A 23,914-nucleotide genomic window follows, 5' to 3' on the forward strand; every position below is an offset into this window, starting at 1 on the left:
AATGAAGCCTGCCGAACACCCTAACGCCCGCCGCATCCAGCAACTTCTGGATGAGGCAGGTGTTTCCACCACGGTAGTCGAATTCGAGCAACCGACGCGGACCTCGGCCGAGGCCGCCGAAGCGGTGGGCTGCAGCGTGGCCGAGATCGCTAAATCCATCGTTTTCCGCGGCAAGCAGAGCGATCAGGCAGTGGTGGTGATCGCCAGCGGCGAGAACCGGGTGTGCGAGAAAAAGGTGGCTGCCCTGGTAGGCGAAACCCTGGGCCGGGCGGATGCCGATTTCGTGCGTACCGCCACCGGCTATGTGATCGGGGGTGTCGCCCCGCTGGGCCACGCCCAGCCGGTACGGCTGGTGATGGATGCCGATCTGCTGCGCTTCGAGCGCCTGTGGGCGGCAGCCGGCACACCCTTCTCGGTCTTCCCGCTGAGCCCGGCCCAGCTTGCTAGCCTGACCGGTGCAGCCTGGTCCGACGTGCGCAAGGACTGAGCATGGTCCACCGAATCAGTCAGGGCGAACACCTGTTTCATGCGCAGCGTGGCGGAATGCCGCATCGCCCTCGGGTACAGGCTTAACAAAGTGGCGCGCCTGTCGTACAAAAGGTCTGTTTCTGCAACGCACACCGCCGGGCCAACCGCATGTTCTCCCTCGCCGAACTGACCGAGATCCTCGGCGCCTTGCCCGACCCGGTCTTCATCCTGACTCGCAGCGGCCGCTACGTAGCGGTACTGGGTGGCTCGGACGCCCGCTACTACCACGACGGCAGCGGCCTGGTCGGGCAACGCATCAGCGATGTACTGGTGGCGGAGAAGGCAGACTGGTTCCTCGCTGAGATCGCCAAAGCACTGCAGGCCGGCACGCTGCATGTGGTGGAATACGGGCTGGCCGGCAGCGACGTGAAGGGGCTGAGTAGCGACGGGCCGCAGCAACGCATCTGGTTCGAGGGACGCGTGCAGGCCCTGGCCTTCCGTGTCGACGGCGAAGAGGCTGTGGTGTGGGTAGCCAGCAATATCACCGAGCGCCATGAGCTGGAGCAGCGGCTGCGCGCGCAGAGCGAAACCGATGCCCTGACCGGGCTGTGGAACCGCCGCCACTTCGAGAAGCGGGCACCGCTGGAACACGAGCGGGCACAGCGCCACGCCTATCCAGTCGCCATCCTGATTTTCGATATCGATCACTTCAAATCGATCAACGACAGCTGCGGGCATGAAATCGGCGATCAGGTGCTCAAGCAGGTCGCCCAGACCGTAAAAGCCTGCATCCGCGAATCCGATCTGGTTACCCGCTGGGGTGGCGATGAATTCACCGTGCTGATGCCCTATGCCGACGCCGGACATGCAGCGACGGCAGCCGAGAAGATTCGCCAGGCAATTGCCAGCCTGGCTTTCAGTGGCGGCCTGAAGGTCAGCGTCAGCATCGGCGTTGCGGAATGGGCCACGCCTCATGAGAGCATCGGACGCGCGCTGTCGCGGGCCGATGAGGCGCTCTACGGCGCCAAGTCGGAAGGGCGTAACCGCGTCGTGCTGGCCGCCCCCCCGCGTGATGCGCAGGATCACGCGATGACGGTACGCCATGCCCGCCTGCTGTGGCGACGCCACTTCGAATCGGGCCATAGCCAGATCGATGCCCAGCACCGCAGCCTGTTCGAGTGCGTCGAGAGGGTGCAAGAGACGGCCGCCAAACTGGAACCAGGCAATCTGGCGAGCGTATGCGCAGCCATCGATCGACTCATCGACGACCTGCACAGCCACTTCCGCTATGAGGAAGAGGTGCTGGGAGAGGCCGACTGGCCGGGGCTCATCGCCCACCGCCTGGAACACACGCGCCTGCTCAGCAAGGCGGCTAGGCTGCGCGCCGAGCTAACGCAAGCGCAGTCCGCCGCCGCTGCGGCAGAGTTGATCGACTTCCTGATCGTCGACATGGTGGCCAACCACATACTGCGCGCCGATCGCGCGTTCCACTCCCTCTTCAGGCCCGCCAGCGAAACCCGCCAGGACTAGCGCTGTACGGACAACGTGACCAGAAAAGGGAAGTCCCGGTCGGCCGACTGCTTGATGCGGGTATCCGGCCCGAGATCACGGGTCAGCGCGGCCTTCAGCGCCTCGAGATCCACGGCTTCGCAGCGCAGATCGGCCATGATTTCACCTTCGTTTTCATAGACCGGGAAATCACTGCAGCCCACCGGTTTGAGCGGGGTGGTATAGACCGTACAGCCGCAGGCCGCATCGAAGGCCGGGCAGGGTTTGCTGTGCGCGTAGTAGAGACCGTTGGCCGGGCGGATCTCGATCGGGCCCCGACCTGTGGCGAGGCGTTTGTCGAAAGCCTTGCGTGATTCTTCGAGCTGCCAGAGGCCCTTGAGCTGTGCCCATTCCAGCTCCAGCACCAGCTTGTCGAGCTTGCAACAGGGCGCTGCACACGTCGGGCAATGCGGGATGACGGCTTCGCGCTGGTAGCCTGCGGCGGCAACAGCAAGTTCCTGAGGCGGAGTGCGGCGGAGTTTCTGCTTGTTCATCGTCAGACCCAGTCCCGCACCGGCAAGAAATCGGTATACAGCCTAGCCTCGGCGCTGCCCGGCTCCGGTTGCCAGTCATAACGCCACTTCACCTCGGGCGGCAGCGACATCAGGATGGATTCGGTACGCCCGCCCGACTGCAGGCCGAACAGGGTGCCGCGGTCGAAAACCAGGTTGAACTCCACATAGCGGCCGCGCCGGTAGGCTTGGAAATCACGCTCGCGCTCGCCGTAAGGCGTGTCACGACGGCGCTCGATGATCGGCAGATACGCCTTGAGAAAAGCGTCGCCGACCGAGCGGGTCAGCGCGAAGCTGTTGGCGAAGCCCAGCTCGTTGAAATCATCGAAGAACAGGCCGCCCACGCCGCGCGCTTCGTTGCGGTGCTTGAGGTGGAAGTACTTGTCGCACCAGTCCTTGAAACGCGGATGCAGCGCCGGCCCAAAAAAAGCCACCGCCTGTTTGCAGGTGGCATGGAAGTGGCGGGCATCGTCCTCGAAGCCATAGTAGGGCGTGAGATCCATGCCACCGCCAAACCACCACGTCGGCTCGGCCGCTTCATCCTGCGGCCGGGCAATAAAGAAGCGCACGTTCATGTGCACCGTGGGGCACCAGGGATTTCGCGGATGCAGCACCAACGATACGCCCATCGCCTCGAAGCCGCTGCCGACGAGTTCCGGACGGTTGGCCGAGGCAGAAGGCGGCAGCTTGCTGCCGAAGACATGCGAGAAATTCACCCCGCCACGCTCGAAGAAGTTACCGCCTTCGATGACCCGGGTGATGCCTTCACCGCCTTCCGGGCGCTGCCAGGCATCGGTGCGGAAGGGCTGGCCATCGAAATCTTCGAGGGTGGCGACGATGCCATCCTGCAGGCCCTGCAGGTAGTCGCGTACGGCGAGGGAATCAGGCTTCATGGTCGGGTTGTTTGTGAAATCCGCTGGAATGAGTGTGATATCTGCCGCGCTGCCACCTCTGCGGGGGCGCATTCGTTATGCTGCAGCAATCCGCCCGGTCAGAGGCGGTTTCATCATTGTCCGGAGACCGCGCCATCATGTCCATTCAGCGTTTCGCCAGAGCGCCACTGGCCGCCAGCCTGCTGCTCGCCTCTTCTGCCGTTTTTGCCTTGCCGGCCTTTCCGGGCGCCGAGGGCTTCGGGGCCGATACCGTGGCCGGACGCGGCGGGCGGGTGATCGCCGTCACCAACCTGAATGACGCCGGCCCCGGCAGCCTGCGTGCGGCGGTGGAAACCGAAGGGCCGCGCACGGTGGTGTTCCGGGTGGCCGGCACGATTCATCTCCAGTCGCCGCTGGCGATCCGCCACCCCAATATCACGCTTGCCGGGCAAACCTCGCCTGGCGGCGGCGTGACGGTGGCCGGCTACACCACGCGCATCTATGCCAGCGATGTGGTGCTGCGCTACATGCGCTTCCGCCTCGGCAACCTGACGAAGACCGAAGACGATGCCCTGGGCGTGATGCACGGCGCACGCCGGGTGGTGATCGACCATGTGAGCGCCGGCTGGTCCACCGACGAATCGCTGTCCACCGAAGGGGATGTGGCTGATATCACGATCCAGTGGAGCCTGATCGCCGAGAGCCTCAACAAGAGCGTACATGCCAAGGGCGCGCACGGTTACGGCTCGCTGCTGCGCGTGAATGGCGGCGTATCTCTGCATCACAACGTGTACGCCCACCATCGCGGGCGCAACCCACGCTTTGGTGACAACTACTTCAAGAACACGGCACCCAGCAGCATCGATTTTCGCAACAACGTGATCTACGGCTGGGGCGACTACGCCTCCGGCACCAATGATGGCTGGATCAATATCAATTACGTAAACAACTACATCAAGCCGGCGAAATACTCGGTGCTGATCGAGCCACTGGTAATGACCGACAAGGCCACGCCGGGCAAGATCCAGCTCTTTGTGGCCGGCAATTTCATGCAGGGCAATCCGGCCGCTTCACGGGACAACTCCAGGCTGCTTGGCGCGGGCGCGCCGCCCGACAAGGTCAAGCCCGCGCCGGACAAATACACCGTGGCTGCGCAGGCTTTCGCCGCCCCGGCGGTGACCACCTGGCCGGCCCTGGACGCCTTCATCCGGGTGCTCAGCGACGTCGGTGCCAGCTACCCCTGGCGCGATTCGGTGGATCTACGCGTGATCGAGCAGGTCTCCGAAGGCAGCGGCCGCATCATCGACTCGCAGGAAGAAGTTGGCAGCTGGCCCGCTGTGCCGCAGGGCACGCCGCCGCTCGACACGGATGGAGATGGCATACCCGATGACTGGGAAATCGCCCGACGCCTTGATCCGGAGAACCCGGCAGATGGCGCAAAGCTGGCCCGCAACGGCTACTCCAATCTGGAGAACTGGCTCAATTCGCTGGTCAGCTCACCAGTGGCCAGGCCAGCCCGCTGAGGCAAGCCAAGCGCATGAAAAAGCCGCCTTGCAAGGCGGCTTTCTTGTGTGGGCAAGCGCTGCTTACCAGCTGAAGAGCACCCACTGTGGAATCATCTGGGCGCGATCCAGATCATTCACGCGCTGAAATGCACCGCCCCGCTCGCGGGATACGAGGTAATAGGCGGGGCCTACACGCGGGGTCACCTTGATCATGTAGAGCTGACCATGGAGGCGGTATTCCTCATAGCGATCACCGCCACGATTGCGGATCGTGATCTCCGGCTCAGGATCGTTGGCACCAGCGGGCGGCGGCGGAATTTCAGCAATCGGCTCCAGTTTCTGAGCCAGGCTCAGGGTGCTGGCCAAGGAGAGGGTAAGGGCAAGAATCAGGGGAATGGTTTTTTTCATGATGGGCTCCCGGAAGCGCCAGGGCGGCTTCCACGGTTCAATGATAGCCCGCCCCTGCGCGCAGCGCCGTCTCGGCCGCCTGCTCGAAGAGCGCGCCGGCAGGCAAGGCCTGCGCCCGGGCCTCGGTCTGCTGTAGCCAGCGCTGCGGAATGACCAGGCAACGCGTGGCATCCAGCGTGCACGCCAGATACATCCTCGGGCTGCCCTCGCAGGCGCAGATCCGGAGCCGCAGGCTGCCGGCCTCGCCCGGCAGGCACAGGTCCAGCCAGTGGTCTGCCGCCAGCTGGGCAATCCACTCGGGCGGCGGGCTGTCGGTTTCCGGCGCCAGACGCACCCATTGCAGACCCGGCTGCTGACTGGCGGCTTCAAGGCGGGGCGGCGTCGCTTTCAGGATGTCGTCGCCCAATGAGGGCCCGGACTCACGCCCCTGCATGGCCAGCGCATGAAGGCTGGCGAAACTCTGAAAAGCGCGCTCACGCAAGGCTTCCGGCGTGCCGATGGCATCCAGGCCGGCACGCAGCTCGGCCAGCAGGCCCGGCAAGCCAGCCAGCAAGGCATCGCGGCTGGCCGCATCGCTGCGCGGCTGCACGCTCTCGACCAGCTGGTTGGCAGTGCGCAAGGCGCGCAGCCAGGCCGGCGATTTCTCGCCGCCACCATGCTGGTGGATCGCGGCCAGCACGCGTACCCACAGACGTTCAAGAAAGACCCGCACCGGCCGTGGCAGATCGCCAGCGCATAGCGCCCGCACGGCGCGTGCGGCGCGATTGCGCGAATGCTCGCGCTGGGCCTCCTGCTGCAAGGCGGGCTGGAAAGCAGTGCAGGCTTCCGCCTGGCGGGCCAGCAAAGCCGCTTCATGCTCGCCCAGCAGCGCGGCTTCGCGGGCAAACACGGCGGGATCACGCTCGAACTCGCGCTGGATGCGCAGCACCGCCGCATCGATGGCGCTACACAGCGGGTCCGCCGCCGCGGCATCGGGCGCCAGGGCATAGCCCAGGCGCAGCAAAGCCTCAAGGAAACGGCTGACCACCCCGTCGGCCTGCCCCAGCACCTCGCCCTCAATCAGCGCTGCCTTGGCTACCGGCAGGCGCAGGCGTGCGAGGCTGGCACGTACTGGTGGGCACAGACGGGCATCGGCGCATAGCACGTCAAAACTCAGATTGATGGCATCCAGCGTGGCATTGCTGGCGGCGGGCAGGAGGGCCTGCAGCTCGGCCAGGCTGCCCGGCGCAGCATCGGCAGCGGCCTGCTGGCGCTCGGTAAGCCAGATGAAGACGCGTTCCATGATGGCCGCCAGCAGGGCCGGATCGAGGGTCGGCGCACTGGCAGCGGCGCCGCTCTGGCGATTGCGCAGCAAACGCTCCTGCAACTGACCCAGCGGGCCATCCAGCGTACGCCCGATGTTGAGGCTTTCGCTGCCGGGGCCCCCGTAGCCCTTGCCATCGCCGCTGGCCAGCGGCACCCGCTCCTGCAGCGGCTGGTAGCCGCTGCCACCCGCCTCCTGGCCGGAGCGCAGCAGGGACACCGGTTCCACGCCAGCCGCCTGCAAGGTTTCGGTGAGCCCGCTGTAGAGCTCGCGGAGCAGCACACTCAGATAGGGCCGGACCAGATCCGGCAGCTCGAGACGCAGCTCCGGCGCGATCTCGCCGGAATCACATACCCCGCGCAAAGCCACGCAGACGGCATCCGGCCCCACGGGAAGCTGGTCCAGCACAGAGCTGTCCTGCCCGAGCAGGCGCATGAAGAGCAGGTGCAGGCGTGGCAACTCGCGTTCGCAGGCGTCTCCCAGGGCGTGGCTGAGATTGATCAGGGCCACCGTGAGGTCCATATCCTCCGGGTGCACCAGGCTGATACGCGAAGCCGTGACGCTGCGCAGGCGCTGGTATTCCTCCTTGCTGTGCAGGCCAGCCAGCTCACGGAAGGCACTGGCGGCCTCCCGCCGGATCACTTCCTGCACGGCCGGCAGGCGCAAGCCACATTCGGCCAGCGCGGCCGCGAGGGTGTCGGCAAAACGCGTGCGGCACTGCTCGAGCAGGGCGTCCATGATCTCAGCCCAGTCCGCGCAGGCGTTCGATCAGCAGGCGACTGGCTTTGCCACGATGGCTCAGGGCGTTCTTCAGTGCCGCATCGAGTTCGGCGGCGGTCTGGCCCATCTCGGGCAGCAGGAAATAGGGGTCGTAACCGAAACCACCGGCGCCGCGCGGCACATCGATGATCTCGCCGTGCCATTCGCCCTCGGCGATCAGCGGCTGCGGATCCTCGGCACTCCGCACCATGGCCAGCACGCAAACGTAGTGGGCGCGGCGGTCCACCTCGCCCTTGAGCTTTTCAATGAGCAAGGCGTTGTTGCGTTCGTCGGACTTCGGCGCACCGGCAAAGCGGGCCGAATACACACCGGGCGCCCCCTGCAGAGCATTCACGCAGATACCGGAATCGTCTGCCAAGGCCGGCAGCCCGGTATGCGCGGCGGCGTGGCGGGCCTTGAGCAGGGCGTTTTCGATGAATGTGCAGTGTGGCTCATCCGCTTCCGGCACGCCCAGTTCCGCTTGCGGCAGCACCGTCCAGCCCAGCGGGGCCAGCAAGGCCTGGAATTCGCGCAACTTGCCGGCGTTATTCGAAGCAAGAACGAGTTTTTTCATGGCAGGCGGCTTTCATGACGATGTCAGTATTCTAAGTCTGGAGAAACATCCCCTTGTAGCGGCTTTTCAGGATTTTTCCGGTGCATTTCCGGGCTTAACGCTCAGGTGTCGGCTCCAGGCGAAGAAAACCACCGAACACAGCCAGAAGCCGGCCATGGTCCACGCCATGGTCAGGGTGGAGTGCCACACCATCGGGGCCACCACTCCGGCCAGCACCGACATGATCATCGTATGGATGAAGCCCTGGCAGCTGGCGGCCATGCCGCGCCGCGCCGGGAAGAGATCCAGCGCGATCAGGGTCAGGCTGGGGAAGGCCAGATTCATGGCAAAGCTCTGCAGCGCCAGTTGCGGAATGCGGGTCGCGACACTGTCCGGCAACAGCAAATTGGCCGCCAGATTCCATACCGCAGCGAGGGCGGTGATCGCGAACCCGAGCTTGATCACCTGCAACTGGGTGAAGCGGTGCGAGAGGCGCACCGCCGTCATCGAACCGCCGATCATGCCGCACACCAACGGCACGAAGAGCCAGCCGAACTCGGTGGCACCCAGCCCAAGATGACGCATCAGAAACACCGGCGCGGACATCACGTAAAGGAAGAAGCCCAGGAAGATGAAGCTCATGGCCAGGGCGATGAATACGAAGGGGCCGCTGCCCAGCACCGCGCGGTAGCCGGCCAGCATGTGGCCGGCGGCCAACGGCTGGCGCTTCTCGGGCGGCAAGGTTTCGGGCAGCACACGCCAGGTCATCACGATCTGCACCGCCGCCAGCAGGGTCAGGAACCAGAAGATGGCACGCCAGCCCAGATGCTCGGTGAGAAAACCGCCAAAGATCGGCGCAATCGCCGGGGCAATCGCGAACACCATGGCGATGTGGGACATCAGGCGTTGCGCGGCCGGGCCGTCGAACAGATCGCGCACAATGGCGCGGCCCACGATCACGCCGGCGCCTGCCGAGAGGCCCTGCAGGGCGCGGCCGAGCAGGAGCACATGGATGTTGCCGGCACTGGCGCAGAGGATGGAGGCAATCAGGAAGACGACCAGCCCGGCCAGGATCACCCGCTTGCGGCCTAGTGAATCAGAGATGGCTCCGTGCCACAGCATCATCACCGAGAAGGGAATCATGTAGGCGGTGAGGGACTGCTGCATGGCGACCGCGTCGGTCTGCAGCGAGGCCTGCATGGCCGGGAAGGCCGGCAGATAGGTGTCAATGGCGAAGGGGCCGATGGCATTCAGGAAGGCCATCAGCACGGCCAGTACGGGGTAGGAAAGCTTCATCAGGGTGTTACCGGTCCAGCAAAGTGGGCTGCGTACGGCCCAGAAGGAAAGAGGCCCGTCCTCACGGACGGGCCTTTCCAGATTAGCGGAAGCTGCGACGACTTACTTGCAGTTCGGAATCACGCGCACATTGATCACACCATCCACGGCCTGCAGCTTGGCGACCAGATCCGCCGACACGTCACCGGACACGTCGATAATGTTGTAGGCATAGTCGCCGCGGTTCTTGTTGAGCATGTCGTCGATGTTCAGGCCCGAGGCGCCGATAGCGGCGGTGAGGCTGCTGATCACGTTGGGCACGTTCTTGTTGCTGATCGTGATGCGGGTCTTGCCAGTGGGGGCCATTTCGCAGGCCGGGAAGTTCACCGAATTCCTGATGTTGCCGCGCTCCAGGAATTCACGCGTCTGGTCGGCCGCCATCACGGCGCAGTTGTCTTCCGATTCCGGCGTCGAGGCGCCCAGATGTGGCACGCACAGGATCTTGTCCACACCCAGCAGTTCATCTTCGGGCAGATCGATGACGTAGCCGGCGACATGGCCGGAAGCGATCGCGGCCTTGATGGCAGCGTTGTCCACCAAACCATTACGGCTGAAGTTCATCAGGCGCGCGCCCTTCTTCATGCGGGCGATGCGCTCTTCATTGAAGAGGTTCTTGGTGTCCTTGGTGGCCGGCACGTGGATGGTGATGTAGTCGCACTCGGCGATCATCGCGTCCAGGCTGGCGGCCTTCTGCACTTCGTGCGAGAGCTTCCAGGCGGCGTCCACGCTCACAAACGGGTCAAAGCCGATGACGCGCATGCCCAGCGCGTTGGCGGCGTTGGCCACCAGCACGCCGATGGCACCGAGGCCGATCACGCCGAGGGTCTTGCCCTGGATTTCCGGACCAACGAACTGGGCCTTGCCCTTCTCGACCAGCGGCGGCACCTCGTCGCCCTTGCCCTTGAGCGTGTTGGCCCAGGTGATGCCTTCGTACAGGTTGCGCGAAGAGAGCAGCAGCGAGGCAATCACGATTTCCTTCACGCCGTTGGCGTTGGCGCCCGGGGTGTTGAACACCACGATGCCGCGCTCGGAGCACTTGTCCAGCGGGATGTTGTTCACGCCAGCGCCAGCGCGGGCAATGGCCTTCACGGAGGCCGGGATGTCCATGCTGTGCATGTCGGCCGAGCGCAGCAGGATGCCGTCCGGATTGACGATCTCGGTGGCCGATTCGTAGTTGTCGCGCGGCAGGCGGTCGAGGCCGCAGGCGGCGATCTTGTTGAGCGTCTGGATCTTGAACATCGTGTTGTTCCTCGAACGTGAAATGGAAAAACCCTGGCGGAAGGCGCGCTACCGCACTCCGCGAAAATTCCCGGACTGCCCGCAAGAGGCAGAAAGATCCGCATTGTAGTGGTTTTGTATTACCAGCAACTTGAAGCGGCTCAAGGCAAGTGATCGCGGCAGGCCCTTGCGGGCAATCGTCACGCTAGCGTCATTGCCGCGAGGCAGCATCCATAGCCATATGCTGAAAAGGGCTGCTATCCTGAATTTGCTGCTTTGCAGCATCCGCCGCTGCAACATTCCCTGAACCGATTCCGAGGAGCAAGCATGGCCACCACCTTTACCGATCCGAATTCCGTCGATCCGCTGCCCAAGGTTTGGGACGAAAACTCCCGCGTGGGCGACATGCTCAAGGGAAAGAAGGGCCTCGTGGTGGGCGTGGCCAACGCCGATAGCATCGCCTTCGGTTGTGCCGCCAAGCTGCGCGCCTTCGGCGCCGACATCGCACTAACCTACCTCAACGAGAAGAGCAAGCAGTACGTGGAGCCGCTCGCCAAGCAGATCGACTGCTCGCTGCTGATGCAGCTGGACGTGGCCAGGCCCGGCGAGATGAAGGCCGTGTTCGAGCAGATCGAGGCGGAATGGGGCAAGCTGGACTTCGTGATCCACTCCATCGCCTTCGCGCCCAAGGATGACCTGCACGGCCGCATCGTGGATTGCTCGCAGGAAGGCTTCCTGCAGTCGATGCAGATTTCCTGCCACTCCTTCATCGAGATGGCACGCTACGCCGAGCCGCTGATGAAGGATGGCGGCGCGCTGGTCACCATGACCTACTACGGTGCCGACAAGGTCGTCGGCAACTACAACATCATGGGCCCGGTGAAGGCCGCCCTGCAGGCCTCGGTGCGCTACATGGCGAACGAGCTTGGCCAGCATGGCATCCGCGTCTATGCCGTGTCGCCCGGCCCGCTGAAGACCCGCGCCGCCAGCGGCATCGCCCACTTCGACGAGCTGATCGACATGGCCGTGACGCGCTCACCGGGCCAGCGCATGGTATCGATCGACGAGGTCGGCCGCGTGGTGTCCTTCCTCGTCGGCGGTGGCGCCTCGGGCATGACCGGCGACACCATCTTCGTGGATGCCGGCCTGCACATCGTGGCCTGATCCTGAATACGGGGTGGCCGCGGCCGCCCCGCTCTCAATACTCCCGGCGGAACACGCGATGCAGACCATTTCCCTTGCCGATGCCGTGGCCCTGATCCCGGATGGAGCCAGCCTGATGATCGGCGGCTTCATGGCCGTCGGCACACCCGAACCCATCATCAATGAACTGGTCCGTCAGGGCCGCAAGAATCTCACCGTGATTGCCAACGACAGCGCCGCGCCCGGTCGCGGCATCGGCAAGCTGATCACGGCACGCGCCGTGAGCCGCCTGATCGCCAGCCACATCGGCCTGAATCCGGAAACCCAGCGGCAGATGCTGGCCGGCGAACTCGAATGCGAGCTGGTGCCGCAAGGCACCCTGATCGAGCGCATCCGTGCCGGCGGCGCCGGACTGGGTGGCGTGCTCACGCCCACCGGCATCGGCACCAGTGTTGAAGAAGGCAAGCGCAAGATCGAGGTGAATGGGCGCGAATACCTGCTCGAAACGCCCTTGCGCGCAGACTTCGCACTGGTCGGCGCCTTTCTCTCGGACTACCTCGGCAACCTGCAGTACGCACTCACTGCGCGCAACTACAACCCGATCGTCGCGATGGCGGCCGACACCGTGATCGTGAATGCCGAGAGCATCGTGCCGACCGGCGTGATCAGCCCCGATCACGTGATGACCCCCGGCGTGCTGGTCGATTACCTGATAGCCCACGAGTGAGAGCCATGGACGCACAAGAACTGATCGCCCGCCGCATCGCCCGCGAACTGCGCGAAGGCATGCTCGTGAATCTCGGCATCGGCATCCCGACCCTGGTCGCCAATTACCTGCCCGCCGGCATGAACGTTCATTTCCAGTCCGAGAACGGCCTCATCGGCACCGGCGCCGTACCGGATCCCGGCATGGCCCAGCCGCGCCTGACCGATGCCGGCGGCAAGCCGGTGAGTGCCCTGCCCGGCGCCTGCGCATTTGACAGCGCAATGTCCTTCGCCCTGATCCGTGGCGGCCATCTGGACATGACCGTGCTCGGCGGCCTGCAGGTGGACCAGCGCGGGCGCCTCGCCAACTGGACCATTCCCGGCAAGATGGTGCCCGGCATGGGCGGCGCCATGGATCTGGTGACCGGCGCACGGCGGGTGATCGTGGCCATGCAGCACACGGCCAAGGGCAAATCCAAGATCGTGCGCGAATGCAGCCTGCCGCTGACTTCGGCGCGCATCGTGGATCTGGTGGTCACCGATATGGCTGTGATCGACTTCGCCAACGGCCGTGCCCGCCTGCTCGAAACCGCACCGGGCGTCAGCGTGGCCGAGGTGGTTGCGGCCACCGAAGCGGAACTTGAAATCCCGGCCGACGTGCCGGAAATGCAGCTTTGAGCTAGGCGCTCAGATCTGCTCAGCGCCGCGGATTGCCGAGATCGGCAAACCAATCTCATCGTTGGGCCCAAGGCCCATGAAGCCCGAGAGGCGGATAGAACGAATCGCACTGAGCGGAAACAGCTGGATCTCGTGCTCGAGCTGGATCACCACGAACTGGCCCTGCATGAAGTCTTCCAGGCGCATCTTGCGGGCCGCCGGGCTGCTGGGCGGAGCGGGAAATGTGAAGCTTTCCTTCTTGCCGTCGAGAAATTCGATGACGAGAAAACGGTTGGGCTCCATGGTGTGCAGCTCCTGTCAGTCGAATGAAGGCTTTTCGAGTATGGGTGTCAGCCTGCTGGTGGTCAAACTACATCAACGCGATCAGCACATCCTTGAGCGAATCCACTACCGGTACGCCGTAGCGACGGATATCCGCCTCCGGGCGCAGCAGGTCGGGCACCATCACCACCGGCATGCTGGCAGACACCGCAGCGCGCACGCCGGCATTCGAGTCTTCCAGAGCTAGGCAATCACGTGGCTCCACACCGATCCGACGGGCGGCCAGTTCATAGATGTCCGGTGCCGGCTTGCCGCGCACCACTTCATCCCCACAGGTGAGCGCGCCGAAATAAGGCAGCAGATGGACGCGTGCAAGCTTGGCCTCGGCGCGCGTGCGCCGCGTGGAGGTCGCCACGCCACGCGGAATGTCCGCCGCCACGAGATAATCCAGCAATTCACGCACATAGGGCTTGAGCGGAATGTCCCCCGCCACAATGGCCGCCTCGTACAGTTCGCCGAAACGCTGACGATGGGCTTCGAGCGGAAAATCTTCGCCAAAGGCTTTTAAAATCAAAAGATTGGCATCTTTCGAATTAAGCCCGACCAGCGACAGGCCGACCTCAGCGGACCAGGGCGTACCCAACTCACGCGAAGCCTGCTCGAAAAATCGCAAGGCCACACGTTCGGAATCGAGCAGCAGGCCGTCCATGTCGAAAATGACAGCGCGAGGGCGGGAAAGGCTCAGCATAGGCGGTATACCCTTGAAAAATAAGTCAATACGGGTGGGACCGTTCACATTATCCCGCCTGATTTTGTAGGACAAACTCCTACAGCAACCGTTCGTCGCCGTGTAGGAACGGTCATAAGAAAGCGCTTGGGAACATACCTCTGCGCATGTCCAAATTCACCCGGGCAGAAGCACGCCTTCGTGGTGTTACCGCGCCACCCCCGGAATAAAACTTTAGAAGTAGGAGCAATCCCATGCGATTCACGATCAAAACCACCGCTGCAGTTGTCGCAGCGCTGCTGGCCGGCAGCGCCTTCGCGGCCTCCACCGGTGGTTTCGCCACGGCTGACGGCAACATCGGTAGCGCCCGCAAGTTTACCGCCAAGACCTACGCCGAAATCAACACCATCATCGCCAATGCCCGCGTGAATGACGCTGGCAGCAAGGTGGCCACCGGCGCTTATCCGCTGCACATCACCTACACCGGCAATGAAGACGCGCTGATTGCCCAAATCGTCAAGGACTCGACGATCGACGCCAACCACAATTGCCCGGCTCCGCACTGGAGCGATGCCTACCGCTATGTCGAGGTGAAGAACTACACCGCCGGCATCACCATCGAAGGCGCAAACGGCTCTTCGGCCAACTTCGGTATTGTGATCAACGGTGGTTCCAGCAACGTCGTAGTCAAGAACATGAAGATCGGTGCCCTGGGCGGTGCCAGCAACGACGCAGACATGTTCCGCATCGACAGCGCCTCCAATGTGCTGATCGACCACAACGAAATGTTTGCGGTGAACAACGAGTGCAATGGCTCGCCCGACGGCGACCTGACCTTCGAATCCTCGATCGACATCAAGAAGGATTCGCACAACATCACCGTGTCGTACAACTTCATCCACGACAGCAAGAAGGTCGGCCTGGATGGCTCCTCGGCTTCCGACATCGGTAACGGCCGCGAGATCACCTACCACCACAACTACTACAAGAACGTGAACGCCCGCCTGCCGCTGCAACGCGGTGGCTGGATCCACGTTTACAACAACCTGTACGACGGCATCACCGACTCGGGCATCAACGTGCGCACCGGTGGCTATGCACTGATCGAGAAAAACTTCTTCCAGAACGCCAAGAACCCGATCACCTGCCGTTACGACACCGCCAACTGCGGCAAGTGGGATCTGCGTGGTAACAACGCCACCAGCGCAGCGGATAACGCTACCTACGGCATCACCTGGAACGACGCTGGTTCGGGCGGCATCAACGCCGACAGCTGGACCACCACTGGCGCCTTCCCGAAGACCCTCAGCTACACCTACGAGCCGGTCAGCCCGCAGTGCGTGAAGGACAAGCTGGCCCAGTACGCCGGCGTGGGCAAGAACGGTGCTCAGCTAACGGCTGCCGCCTGTAGCGGCTCCACCAGCTCGGCTGCTGCCTCTTCCGCCGCAACCTCTTCGGCCGCTGCCTCGAGCAAGGCCGCCAGCTCGGCTGCAGCCGCCAGCAGCGCCGCGTCGTCCAGCAAGGCTTCGAGCTCGGCAGCCGCCAGCTCTGCCGCTGCTTCGAGCAAGGCAGCCTCCAGCGCCGCAGCCAGCAGCAAGGCCAGTTCCTCCGCCGCTTCGTCCAGCAAAGCCAGCTCGTCGGCTGCATCGTCCGCAGCGTCTGGCGCTCCGGTCCTCTCCGGCACGGGTGACTACCCCAACAACTTCAGCAAGTGTGCTGACGAAGGCAAGACCTGCACGCCGAGTCGTGGCACCGGTTGGGTGGCTTTCGGCCGCAAGGGCAAGTGGGTGACCAAGTACGTCGGTGTGGACAAGAGCATCGCCTGCACCGTCGCCGCCTTCGGCGCCGACCCGGCTGGCAATCCGAACAAGTGCTCCTTCCGTAACTGATCGGCAGCACTCAAACAAAGCCCCCGTCCGGTTACCCGGCGGGGGCTTTTTCATGGGCCGACACTAGACGCTCGGAAGCTGTTCACGATCTGTAGCGAGAGGCCGTCAGCAGGGGCTGTAGCAGCGCAGCACAGGAACCGGAGTTTACGTTGATCAATGAGGAGTCCGAGCTGCGCATGAGTCCTCTCGGTTATCAATGAGCGGCCTCGCCGTCAGGTCGGGAACAGCTTCTCAGAGCAGCACGATGTCGAACTGCTCCTGGGTGTAGCTGGTTTCGGCATGGAAGGAAATCGGCTTGCCGATGAAATCCTGCAGATTGGCAATCGCCTGCGCTTCTTCGTCGTGAAACAGATCGACCACGCCGGGCGCAGCCAGGATGCGGAATTCACGCGCGTTGAACTGACGCGCCTCACGCACCACCTCGCGCATCACTTCGTAGGCCACGGTCCGGCCAGTCTTCACTTCACCACGCCCGCCGCAAGTGGGGCAGGTTTCGCACAGTACATGGGCCAGTGACTCGCGGGTGCGCTTGCGCGTCATCTCCACCAGGCCCAGCGAAGTGAAGCCGCCGACCGAAACCTTGGTGTGATCACGGGCCAGGGCGCGGGTCAGCTCGGCCAGCACGGTGAGGCGATGCTCCTCGTTTTCCATGTCGATGAAGTCGAGCAGGATGATGCCGCCCAGATTGCGCAGGCGCAGCTGGCGGGCGATGGCCTGAGCCGCTTCGAGATTGGTCTTGAAGATGGTGTCGTCGAAGGTGCGTGCGCCAACGAAGCCGCCGGTGTTCACATCGATGGTGCACAAGGCTTCGGTCTGATCGATGATCAGGTAGCCGCCGCTCTTGAGGTCGACGCGCCGCGCCAGCGCCTTCTGGATTTCGTCTTCCACACCATGCAGATCGAAGAGCGGACGCTCGCCGGAGTAGTGCTCCAGGAGATGCGCCACACGCGGCATGTAATCGCTGGCGAACTGGCTGAGCTTCTGGAAGTTCTCGCGCGAGTCGATGATGACCTGCTCGGTGTCGCTGCCGACCAGATCGCGCAGCACGCGCTGGGCGAGGTTCAAGTCGCGGTAGAGCAGCGCAGGCGGCTTGCCTTCAGTGCGCTGAAGCTGGATCTCGGCCCACAGCTTGCGCAGGTAGGCGATATCGGCAGCAAGTTCTTCGTCGCTGGCCTGCTCTGCCTGCGTGCGCACGATGAAGCCGCCTTTTTCCTCACCGGGCAGCAATCCCTGCAGACGGGCGCGCAGGGCTTCGCGGCCAGCCTCGCTCTCGATGCGCTGGGAGATGCCGATGTGTTTGTCCTGCGGCAGATACACCAGCAGGCGGCCGGCGATGGAGAGCTGAGTCGACAGGCGAGCACCCTTGGTGCCGATCGGATCCTTGAGCACCTGCACGATGAGACTCTGGCCTTCAGTGAGGATGCGCTCGATCGGGCGCTGCTGCTCGCCGGCCGAGCGATCCACCCAGATATCCGCCACATGCAGGAAGGCGGTGCGCTCCAGGCCGATATCGATGAAGGCGGACTGCATGCCGGGCAGCACGCGCACCACCTTGCCGAGATAGATGTTGCCGACGAAACCGCGCGCATGTTCGCGTTCGATGTGCAGTTCCTGCACCACACCGTTGTAGAGCAGCGCGACGCGCGTCTCCTGTGGCGTGAAATTGACTAGATAAGCCTCGCTCATGGGGCCCCCGGAATCCTGTTGGTAGCGACATTCTACCGGCTGGCAGCAAGCCGCCGGCTATCATGCTGCCCATTGAGGAGAAGCCTTGTGACTGAGACTTTCGATGTAGTGGTGATCGGTGCCGGTGCGGCCGGCATGATGTGCGCCAGCGTGGCCGGGCAACGCGGCCGGCGCGTGCTGGTGATCGACCATGCCACCGCGCTGGCCGAGAAGATCCGCATCTCCGGCGGCGGGCGCTGCAACTTCACCAATCTGCAGGCCGGCCCAGCTAACTTCCACTCCGAGAATCCGCATTTCTGCCGCTCCGCCCTCGCGCGCTACACACCGCAGGATTTCCTCGCCCTGCTAGCCCGCCATGGCATTGCCTGGCACGAAAAACACAAGGGCCAGCTGTTCTGCGACGACTCCGCGCAGAACATCATCGACATGCTGGTCGCCGAATGCAGCAATGGCAATGTCGCCTGGCGCCAGCCCTGCAAGGTCGAGGCCCTGCAGCGCGAAAACGAGGGCTGGCGGGTGGATACCGACGCCGGCAGCGTACTCGCCCAGTCCGTGGTGATCGCCACTGGCGGCCTGTCGATCCCCAAGATCGGCGCCACCGATTTCGGCCACCGCATCGCCCGCCAGTTCGACATTCCGGTGATCGCGCCGCGCCCCGGCCTCGTGCCGCTGACCTTCGACGCCGGCAGCGCGCCCTTCGCCGAGCTGGCTGGCATTGCACTGGAAGTCGAGCTCACCTGCAACGCCGGCTTCTTTCGCGAAGACCTGCTCATCACCCACCGCGGCCTGTCCGGCCCGGCGATCCTGCAGATCTCCTCTTACTGGACGCCGGGCGACGCCCTGCGCATCAATCTGCTGCCGGACCTGAAGGTGGACAGCGAACTGCTTGCTGCCAAGAACGGCGCGCGCCAGCATGTGGTAAGCGTGGTGGCGCAATGGCTGCCGCGACGCATGGCGGAGCTGTTGGTGGAGCGCGCGGGCCTCGCTGGCCGCCCGATTGCCGAGGCGGGCGACAAAGCTCTGCGGCAGCTTGCCGCCAGCATCAACCAGTGGGAGCTCAAGCCCTCAGGCTCCGAAGGCTATCGCAAGGCCGAAGTGACGCTCGGCGGCGTCGACACTCGCGCGCTGGACCAGAAGACCATGATGGCGCGCAGCCAGCCCGGCCTGCACTTCGTCGGCGAAGTCATGGACGTCACCGGCTGGCTGGGCGGCTACAACTTCCAGTGGGCCTGGGCCAGCGGTTACGCGGCGGGAATGGCGGTTTGACGAGTGCCCCCAGGCCAAGAAACACCGCCCGGCGCCTTGCAGCCTTGCTCGACCAAAAGACAGACAACAGCAACAAAAGTCCGACAACAAGAGCATCAAACCGCTTGAATCGCCTATTTTTGCCAGACAAGGTGTAGCAATCAGGCCGGTTTTTTCAGATTTTGTCCGCGCCAAAAACAAACGAATGCCTTCCGTCACAGGAAACAATTATTTATGCCCATAAGGGCTTGTTTTCCGCTCAACAAAATGTTTTATTCACGCCGTCGCACGAAAAAAACAGTGCGTCGGCGCAGCCACCACGCAACGATCCGAAGCGTGGCGCTGCACAAAAACATACCTATATAAGCAGGAGACAAGTCAATGAGCTTCACCCTCAAGACATCCGTCGCAGTTGTCGCCGCCTTGCTGGCTGGCGGAGCATTCGCAGCCAATACCGGCGGTTTCGCCACCACCGATGGCGGCAATGTGGCCGGTGCCCTCGTCAAGAGCGCGGCCACCATGGACCAGATGAACGCAGAAATCGCCGCCGCCAAGGCCGCCAAGCTGCCGCTGATCCTGACCTATACCGGTAACGAAGACGCACTGATCGCTCAGGTGATCAAAGATCACACCATCGATGCCAACCACAACTGCCCGAACCCCCGCTGGAACGACGCTTACCGCAAGGTTGAGGTCAAGGACTTCACCTACGGCCTGACCATTCAGGGCGCCAACGGCTCCTCGGCCAACTTCGGCATCCCCATCATCAACTCCAGCAACGTGATCGTCCGCAACATGAAGATCGGAGCGCTGGCCGGTGCCAACAACGATGCCGACATGATCCGCGTCGACAACTCGCCGAACGTGTGGATCGACCACAACGAGCTGTTCTCGGTCAACAACGAGTGCAATGGCTCGCCCGATGGTGACCTGACCTTTGAGTCGGCCATCGACATCAAGAAGAACTCGACCCACACCACGGTCTCTTACAACTACATTCACGACAGCAAGAAAGTCGGCCTGGATGGCCACACCCAGAGCAGTGGCACCACCGACTTCCAGCGCAACGTGACCTATCACCACAACATCTACAACAACGTGAATGCCCGCCTGCCGCTGCAACGTGGCGGTATCGTGCATGCCTACAACAACCTGTACAGCAAGATCACCGATTCGGGTATCAACGTTCGCGCGGGTGGCAAGGCACTGATCGAACGCAACTACTTCGAAAACTCGATCTCACCGGTAACCTGCCGTTATGACACAGTGGGTTGCGGCACCTGGTATCTGGACAGCAACAACACCACCAGCGCCGCCAGCAATGCCACCTATGGCATCACCTGGACCTCTGCTGGATCGGGTGGCATCAACGCCGACACCTGGGTCTCCACGCTGACCACCAAGCCTTCGCTGACCTACACCTACGAGCCGGTTCCGGCTCAGTGCGTGAAGGACAAGCTGGCGTCCTACGCTGGCGTGGGCAAGAACGGCGCCGTGCTGACGGCTTCGGCCTGTAGCGGCTCCACCTCCTCGGCTGCTGCGTCTTCTGCTGCGGCTTCCAGCGCTGCCACTTCGAGCGCTGCGTCGTCCAGCAAGGCGTCCAGCTCGGCTGCCGCCAGCTCGGCCGCTGCTTCGAGCGCCGCCGCCTCCAGTGCTGCCGCTTCGTCCTCGGCCAGCACTGCACCGGTTCTGTCCGGCACCGGTGATTATCCGAGCGGCTACAGCAAGTGTGCCGATCTGGGCGGCACCTGTACCGCTGGCAGCACCGGCTGGGTGGCTTTCGGCCGTAAGGGTTCGTGGGTCAGCAAGTACGTCGGTTCGGGCAAGACCATCGCCTGTACCGTGGCTGCTTTCGGTTCCGACCCGCTGGGCAACCCGAACAAGTGCTCGACCAAGTAAGCTGAGCACGCAGCAAGCAAAAGCCCCTGTCCGGTTCGCCGGCAGGGGCTTTGTGTTTTCTGGAACCGGTCTGCTTTGTCCGGCTGTCAGACTTCGCCGATTTCCTCCAGCTCGGTCTGAATCTCCAGCCAGCGTTCCTCGCCGGCATCAATGCTGGCGCCCAACTCGCCCTGACGCTTGAGCAGGCTCTGCACCAGCGCACCATCGCCGCTGGCATACAGCGCCGGGTCAGACACGCGCTCGTCGAGCAGCTTCTTCTCACCCTGCCAGCCCTGCAACTTGCGCTCGAGCTGCTCCAGCTCCTTGAGCAAGGGTCGGCGGCGCTGGATGCGCGCCTGCCGGTCAGCCTTCTCGGCCTCGCGGCTGGCAATCCGCGTGGCCTTGTCATCAGCCGCCTGCACATCCACCCGGGCCGCCGCCTCACGTGAGCGGCGCGCATCGAGCCACACCAGGTAGTCCTCGATGTCGCCATCGAAGGGCTGAGCGAGGCCATCGGCCACCAGCAGGAAGTCGTCACACACGGTTCTGAGCAAGGCGCGATCATGACTCACCAGCACCATGCTGCCCTCGTATTCGGAAAGCGCCAGGGTCAGCGCGTGGCGCATCTCCAGATCGAGGTGGTTGGTCGGCTCATCGAGCAGCAGCAGATTCGGTTTATGACGGATCAGCAAGGCCAGCGCGAGGCGCGATTTCTCGCCGCCCGAGAACGGCCCGACCTTGGCGTCGGCCATCGGGCCACGGAAATCGAAGCCGCCGAGGTAGTCGCGCAACTCCTGCTCGCGGGTCATCGGCTCCTGGCGGATCAGATGCTGCAGCGGCGATTCATCCGGCCGCAGCTGCTCCAGCTGATGCTGGGCGAAGTAGCCCAGCACCACGCCCTTGCCGAGCAGTACCGTGCCGCTCTGGGCGGCCAGATCGCCGGCCAGCAGCTTGATCAGGGTGGATTTGCCCGCGCCGTTCGGCCCCAGGAGGCCCAGGCGCGCGCCGGGGCGCAATTCGAGCTTGAGCTTGGCGATGATGGTCTTGTCGCCATAACCCAGCTGCACATCCTTGAGCGTCACCATCGGGTCCGGCGCACGGTCCGGCTCGGGAAAGGCGAAATCGAAAGGCGTGTCGACGTGCGCAGCGGTGATCCGCTCCATTCGCGCCAACGCCTTGATCCGGCTCTGCGCCTGACGTGCCTTGGTGGCCTGGGCGCGGAAGCGGTCGATGTATTTCTGCAGGTGCGCGACTTCGCGCTGCTGCTTCTCGAACAGCGCCTGCTGCTGGGCGAGTTGAGCGGCGTGCTGATCCTCAAAGGCGTCGTAATCGCCGGTGTAGAGGGTGAGCTTCTGCGCGTCGAGAAAAGCGATGTGGGTGACGCAGGCATCGAGAAAATCCCGGTCGTGCGAGATCAGCAGCAAAGTGCCGCGATAGGCGGCGAGCCATTTTTCCAGCCACACCACCGCATCCAGATCGAGGTGGTTGGTCGGCTCATCGAGCAGCAGAAGGTCGGAGCGGCACATCAGTGCCTGCCCCAGATTCAGGCGCATGCGCCAGCCGCCGGAGAAATCCGACACCGGCCGGCCGAAGTCCGCGTCACCAAAGCCCAGCCCGTGCAGCAAGGTGGAGGCGCGCGCATTGGCTGAGTAACCGTCGATTTCCTGCAGGCGGGTGTGCAGCTCACCGATCAGGTGACCATCGTGCGCGGTTTCAGCCGCCACCAGATCCCGCTGCACGCGGCGCAGTTCGGCATCGCCTTCGAGGATGTAATCCAGTGCCGAGCAGCTGAGCGCCGGGGTCTCCTGCGCCACATGGGCAATGGTCCAGGCGGAAGGAATATCAAGATCGCCCTGCTCCTGCTGCAGCTCGCCGCGCAGCAGCGCGAACAGGCTGGACTTGCCGGTGCCATTGGCGCCGACCACGCCAATGCGCCAGCCGGGGTGGATCTGCAGGGAGAGATTGTCGATCAGGCGACGAGCGCCGCGCGCGAGCGCAAGATTACGGAACTGGATCAAGGCCGTAGGGTCTGGGAGAATTGGAAGCAATGCGCATTCTACCGGCCCGCGAGGCCCAGCTCCCCATGTCCATCAAGAAGCTTGTGTTCCTCCTGTTGATCGCCTGCCCGCTGGCCCAGGCCGTTGGCCCGCAGCCTTCGGCCGACCTGCCGATGCCGCCCCAAACCCTCGCCGAGGCGAAGGAGCAGCAACAGCTGGCGGCGGAGTTGCGGCGCGATGCGGATGCCCGCCGCAGCGAATCCGAAGCCGCGTTCAAGCGCGACGACATTGCCTGCTACGCCAAATTCCTGGTCAACGCCTGCCGCGAAAAGGCGCGCCTCGCCAATATCGAGCGCATGAAGGTGGTGCGTCAGTACGAAATCGATGCCAACCTGATCGAGCGACGCGCCAAATCCAAGGTGCTGGAACTTGAGGATGCAGAGAAGTCCGCCCCGCAGCCGACCCGCCCGCCGGTGCCAACGCAGAGCGGCACGCCCCGGGGTGAGGCGCCGGAAGGTGGCACGCCGATCGTGCCGCCCCCGCTGAAGCCGGCACCGGCAGCCCAGCCTGGCCCGGAGGCCAAGGCCAAGGCCGATGCCGACAAGAAGACGCGCGTGGCAGAGGCCGAGAAAGCGCGCCAAGAGCGAGAGCAGGAAGCGGCCGAACGCGCCACTCGCGCCAAGGCCGACGCGGCCCGCTACGATCAACGCGCCCGCGAGGCGGCCGAGAAAAAGGCCAAGAAGGCCGCCACATCAGCCCCCTGAACCCGCATTGGCGCATCCACCACATGGATGATCCACACCCGCCAGCCCCTCCATCGGGCTGGTTTTTTTCGTCGCGCGCTTGTATTTCGTTTAATAACGAATTACGATTCGCTACATGACGAAAGAAAATTCCACTTCCGACGAAACAATCACGCTCGCCGAAACCGAGCTGGAAGAGATCATCAAAGCGCTGGCCAGCCCGGCGCGGCGCGAGATCCTGGCCTGGCTGCGCACGCCCGAGCAGCATTTCGCCGATCAGGCCCATCCGCTCGAAATGGGCGTGTGCGCCGGCAAGATCTTCGAGAAAACCGGCCTCTCGCACTCCACCGCCTCGGCGCATCTGGCCAGCCTGCAGCGCGCCGGCCTGGTCAGCACCCGCAAGATCGGCCAGTGGATCTTCTATTCGCGCAACGAATCGGTGATCGCCGCCTTCCTGCGCAAGATGCAGCACGAGCTCTGA

General features: G+C 63.8%; 22 protein-coding genes. 11 read left to right on the plus strand and 11 right to left on the minus strand.

Annotation, left to right across the window (positions count from 1 at the left end; all coding sequences use genetic code 11):
* The first annotated feature begins 1 nt into the window (after position 1).
* On the plus strand, positions 2-487 hold the full coding sequence (locus tag C0V76_RS00280) for a YbaK/EbsC family protein (RefSeq protein WP_101940369.1): 486 nt from the start codon (positions 2-4) through the stop codon (positions 485-487).
* A gap of 149 nt (positions 488-636) precedes the next feature.
* Positions 637-1,998: a diguanylate cyclase gene (locus C0V76_RS00285; RefSeq protein ID WP_101940370.1), complete on the plus strand. Its 1,362-nt coding sequence runs from the start codon at positions 637-639 to the stop codon at positions 1,996-1,998.
* Here the strand turns inward: C0V76_RS00285 and C0V76_RS00290 are convergent.
* Together C0V76_RS00290 and hemF are read right to left on the minus strand one after the other, a co-directional pair.
* Positions 1,995-2,510, minus strand: a complete 516-nt coding sequence (locus C0V76_RS00290; RefSeq protein WP_101940371.1) for a hypothetical protein — start codon at positions 2,508-2,510, stop codon at positions 1,995-1,997. The two genes, C0V76_RS00285 and C0V76_RS00290, sit on opposite strands and share 4 nt — an antisense overlap.
* 2 nt (positions 2,511-2,512) lie before the next feature.
* A complete protein-coding gene (gene hemF, locus C0V76_RS00295) occupies positions 2,513-3,421 on the minus strand; it encodes an oxygen-dependent coproporphyrinogen oxidase (RefSeq protein WP_216821607.1) in 909 nt (302 codons plus the stop codon).
* A gap of 137 nt (positions 3,422-3,558) precedes the next feature.
* Here hemF and C0V76_RS00300 point away from each other — a divergent pair, with 137 nt between their 5' ends.
* Positions 3,559-4,923 carry a polysaccharide lyase family 1 protein gene (locus C0V76_RS00300; RefSeq protein ID WP_101940373.1) on the plus strand — a complete coding sequence of 455 codons (1,365 nt, stop codon included), beginning with the start codon at positions 3,559-3,561 and terminating at the stop codon, positions 4,921-4,923.
* Between the two features lie 63 nt (positions 4,924-4,986).
* Here the strand turns inward: C0V76_RS00300 and C0V76_RS00305 are convergent, their stop codons facing one another.
* The 5 genes from C0V76_RS00305 to C0V76_RS00325 all read right to left on the minus strand — a co-directional run bounded on the left by C0V76_RS00305 (position 4,987) and on the right by C0V76_RS00325 (position 10,502).
* The gene (locus C0V76_RS00305) at positions 4,987-5,313 is read right to left on the minus strand and encodes a DUF2782 domain-containing protein (protein WP_101940374.1); all 327 of its coding nucleotides are present in this window, start codon (positions 5,311-5,313) and stop codon (positions 4,987-4,989) included.
* 37 nt (positions 5,314-5,350) lie between these two features.
* Positions 5,351-7,354 carry a DUF1631 family protein gene (locus C0V76_RS00310; protein WP_101940375.1) on the minus strand — a complete coding sequence of 668 codons (2,004 nt, stop codon included), beginning with the start codon at positions 7,352-7,354 and terminating at the stop codon, positions 5,351-5,353.
* 4 nt (positions 7,355-7,358) lie between these two features.
* A complete protein-coding gene (gene rdgB / locus C0V76_RS00315) occupies positions 7,359-7,949 on the minus strand; it encodes an RdgB/HAM1 family non-canonical purine NTP pyrophosphatase (protein ID WP_101940376.1) in 591 nt (196 codons plus the stop codon).
* A 66-nt stretch (positions 7,950-8,015) separates the two neighbouring features.
* On the minus strand, positions 8,016-9,224 hold the full coding sequence (locus C0V76_RS00320) for a multidrug effflux MFS transporter (RefSeq protein WP_101940377.1): 1,209 nt from the start codon (positions 9,222-9,224) through the stop codon (positions 8,016-8,018).
* Between the two features lie 102 nt (positions 9,225-9,326).
* Positions 9,327-10,502: a phosphoglycerate dehydrogenase gene (locus C0V76_RS00325; RefSeq protein ID WP_101940378.1), complete on the minus strand. Its 1,176-nt coding sequence runs from the start codon at positions 10,500-10,502 to the stop codon at positions 9,327-9,329.
* 306 nt (positions 10,503-10,808) lie between these two features.
* Here C0V76_RS00325 and fabI point away from each other — a divergent pair, with 306 nt between their 5' ends.
* From fabI to C0V76_RS00345, 3 genes are read left to right on the plus strand one after another with little or no spacing between them, the layout of a single operon-like run.
* Positions 10,809-11,645 (plus strand): enoyl-ACP reductase FabI, encoded by an 837-nt coding sequence (fabI, locus tag C0V76_RS00335; protein ID WP_173893956.1) that lies wholly within the window; start codon positions 10,809-10,811, stop codon positions 11,643-11,645.
* A 58-nt stretch (positions 11,646-11,703) separates the two neighbouring features.
* Positions 11,704-12,351, plus strand: coding sequence for a CoA transferase subunit A (locus tag C0V76_RS00340; RefSeq protein WP_101940380.1), 648 nt, complete (start codon positions 11,704-11,706; stop codon positions 12,349-12,351).
* 5 nt (positions 12,352-12,356) lie between these two features.
* The gene (locus C0V76_RS00345; RefSeq protein ID WP_101940381.1) at positions 12,357-13,007 is read left to right on the plus strand and encodes a 3-oxoacid CoA-transferase subunit B; all 651 of its coding nucleotides are present in this window, start codon (positions 12,357-12,359) and stop codon (positions 13,005-13,007) included.
* Positions 13,008-13,016: 9 nt separating this feature from the next.
* Here C0V76_RS00345 and C0V76_RS00350 read toward each other — a convergent pair whose 3' ends face one another.
* Together C0V76_RS00350 and C0V76_RS00355 are read right to left on the minus strand one after the other, a co-directional pair.
* Positions 13,017-13,289 (minus strand): hypothetical protein, encoded by a 273-nt coding sequence (locus tag C0V76_RS00350; RefSeq protein WP_101940382.1) that lies wholly within the window; start codon positions 13,287-13,289, stop codon positions 13,017-13,019.
* A gap of 67 nt (positions 13,290-13,356) precedes the next feature.
* On the minus strand, positions 13,357-14,016 hold the full coding sequence (locus C0V76_RS00355) for an HAD family phosphatase (RefSeq protein WP_101940383.1): 660 nt from the start codon (positions 14,014-14,016) through the stop codon (positions 13,357-13,359).
* A 233-nt stretch (positions 14,017-14,249) separates the two neighbouring features.
* Here C0V76_RS00355 and C0V76_RS00360 point away from each other — a divergent pair, with 233 nt between their 5' ends.
* On the plus strand, positions 14,250-15,884 hold the full coding sequence (locus C0V76_RS00360; RefSeq protein ID WP_101940384.1) for a pectate lyase: 1,635 nt from the start codon (positions 14,250-14,252) through the stop codon (positions 15,882-15,884).
* A gap of 231 nt (positions 15,885-16,115) precedes the next feature.
* Here the strand turns inward: C0V76_RS00360 and rng are convergent, their stop codons facing one another.
* Positions 16,116-17,570, minus strand: coding sequence for a ribonuclease G (rng, locus tag C0V76_RS00365; RefSeq protein ID WP_101940385.1), 1,455 nt, complete (start codon positions 17,568-17,570; stop codon positions 16,116-16,118).
* 87 nt (positions 17,571-17,657) lie between these two features.
* Between rng and C0V76_RS00370 the strand changes: the two genes are divergently transcribed.
* Both C0V76_RS00370 and C0V76_RS00375 read left to right on the plus strand, forming a co-directional pair.
* On the plus strand, positions 17,658-18,836 hold the full coding sequence (locus tag C0V76_RS00370) for an NAD(P)/FAD-dependent oxidoreductase (protein ID WP_101940386.1): 1,179 nt from the start codon (positions 17,658-17,660) through the stop codon (positions 18,834-18,836).
* A 360-nt stretch (positions 18,837-19,196) separates the two neighbouring features.
* Complete coding sequence (locus C0V76_RS00375) at positions 19,197-20,714, plus strand: pectate lyase (RefSeq protein WP_101940387.1); 1,518 nt, start codon at positions 19,197-19,199, stop codon at positions 20,712-20,714.
* 86 nt (positions 20,715-20,800) lie between these two features.
* Here C0V76_RS00375 and C0V76_RS00380 read toward each other — a convergent pair whose 3' ends face one another.
* Positions 20,801-22,711, minus strand: coding sequence for an ATP-binding cassette domain-containing protein (locus C0V76_RS00380; protein ID WP_101940388.1), 1,911 nt, complete (start codon positions 22,709-22,711; stop codon positions 20,801-20,803).
* A 29-nt stretch (positions 22,712-22,740) separates the two neighbouring features.
* Between C0V76_RS00380 and C0V76_RS00385 the strand changes: the two genes are divergently transcribed.
* Positions 22,741-23,454 carry a hypothetical protein gene (locus tag C0V76_RS00385; protein WP_101940389.1) on the plus strand — a complete coding sequence of 238 codons (714 nt, stop codon included), beginning with the start codon at positions 22,741-22,743 and terminating at the stop codon, positions 23,452-23,454.
* Between the two features lie 115 nt (positions 23,455-23,569).
* Entirely contained in the window at positions 23,570-23,914 is a 345-nt protein-coding gene (locus tag C0V76_RS00390; RefSeq protein WP_101940390.1) for a helix-turn-helix transcriptional regulator, read from the plus strand.

The organism is Uliginosibacterium sp. TH139, assembly GCF_002855595.1.
Lineage (GTDB): Bacteria > Pseudomonadota > Gammaproteobacteria > Burkholderiales > Rhodocyclaceae > Uliginosibacterium > Uliginosibacterium aquaticum.

Excerpts from the sequence above, each read along its gene's own strand:
- C0V76_RS00285 (WP_101940370.1), top strand. The coding sequence starts at position 637 with ATGTTCTCCCTCGCCGAACTGACCGAGATCCTCGGCGCCTTGCCCGAC.
- C0V76_RS00320 (WP_101940377.1), bottom strand. The coding sequence starts at position 9,224 with ATGAAGCTTTCCTACCCCGTACTGGCCGTGCTGATGGCCTTCCTGAAT.
- C0V76_RS00305 (WP_101940374.1), bottom strand. The coding sequence starts at position 5,313 with ATGAAAAAAACCATTCCCCTGATTCTTGCCCTTACCCTCTCCTTGGCC.
- C0V76_RS00325 (WP_101940378.1), bottom strand. The coding sequence starts at position 10,502 with ATGTTCAAGATCCAGACGCTCAACAAGATCGCCGCCTGCGGCCTCGAC.
- C0V76_RS00355 (WP_101940383.1), bottom strand. The coding sequence starts at position 14,016 with ATGCTGAGCCTTTCCCGCCCTCGCGCTGTCATTTTCGACATGGACGGC.
- C0V76_RS00280 (WP_101940369.1), top strand. The coding sequence starts at position 2 with ATGAAGCCTGCCGAACACCCTAACGCCCGCCGCATCCAGCAACTTCTG.
- C0V76_RS00340 (WP_101940380.1), top strand. The coding sequence starts at position 11,704 with ATGCAGACCATTTCCCTTGCCGATGCCGTGGCCCTGATCCCGGATGGA.
- C0V76_RS00375 (WP_101940387.1), top strand. The coding sequence starts at position 19,197 with ATGAGCTTCACCCTCAAGACATCCGTCGCAGTTGTCGCCGCCTTGCTG.
- hemF (WP_216821607.1), bottom strand. The coding sequence starts at position 3,421 with ATGAAGCCTGATTCCCTCGCCGTACGCGACTACCTGCAGGGCCTGCAG.
- C0V76_RS00345 (WP_101940381.1), top strand. The coding sequence starts at position 12,357 with ATGGACGCACAAGAACTGATCGCCCGCCGCATCGCCCGCGAACTGCGC.
- rdgB (WP_101940376.1), bottom strand. The coding sequence starts at position 7,949 with ATGAAAAAACTCGTTCTTGCTTCGAATAACGCCGGCAAGTTGCGCGAA.
- C0V76_RS00360 (WP_101940384.1), top strand. The coding sequence starts at position 14,250 with ATGCGATTCACGATCAAAACCACCGCTGCAGTTGTCGCAGCGCTGCTG.
- fabI (WP_173893956.1), top strand. The coding sequence starts at position 10,809 with ATGGCCACCACCTTTACCGATCCGAATTCCGTCGATCCGCTGCCCAAG.
- C0V76_RS00310 (WP_101940375.1), bottom strand. The coding sequence starts at position 7,354 with ATGGACGCCCTGCTCGAGCAGTGCCGCACGCGTTTTGCCGACACCCTC.
- C0V76_RS00300 (WP_101940373.1), top strand. The coding sequence starts at position 3,559 with ATGTCCATTCAGCGTTTCGCCAGAGCGCCACTGGCCGCCAGCCTGCTG.
- C0V76_RS00350 (WP_101940382.1), bottom strand. The coding sequence starts at position 13,289 with ATGGAGCCCAACCGTTTTCTCGTCATCGAATTTCTCGACGGCAAGAAG.
- rng (WP_101940385.1), bottom strand. The coding sequence starts at position 17,570 with ATGAGCGAGGCTTATCTAGTCAATTTCACGCCACAGGAGACGCGCGTC.
- C0V76_RS00390 (WP_101940390.1), top strand. The coding sequence starts at position 23,570 with ATGACGAAAGAAAATTCCACTTCCGACGAAACAATCACGCTCGCCGAA.
- C0V76_RS00385 (WP_101940389.1), top strand. The coding sequence starts at position 22,741 with ATGCGCATTCTACCGGCCCGCGAGGCCCAGCTCCCCATGTCCATCAAG.
- C0V76_RS00290 (WP_101940371.1), bottom strand. The coding sequence starts at position 2,510 with ATGAACAAGCAGAAACTCCGCCGCACTCCGCCTCAGGAACTTGCTGTT.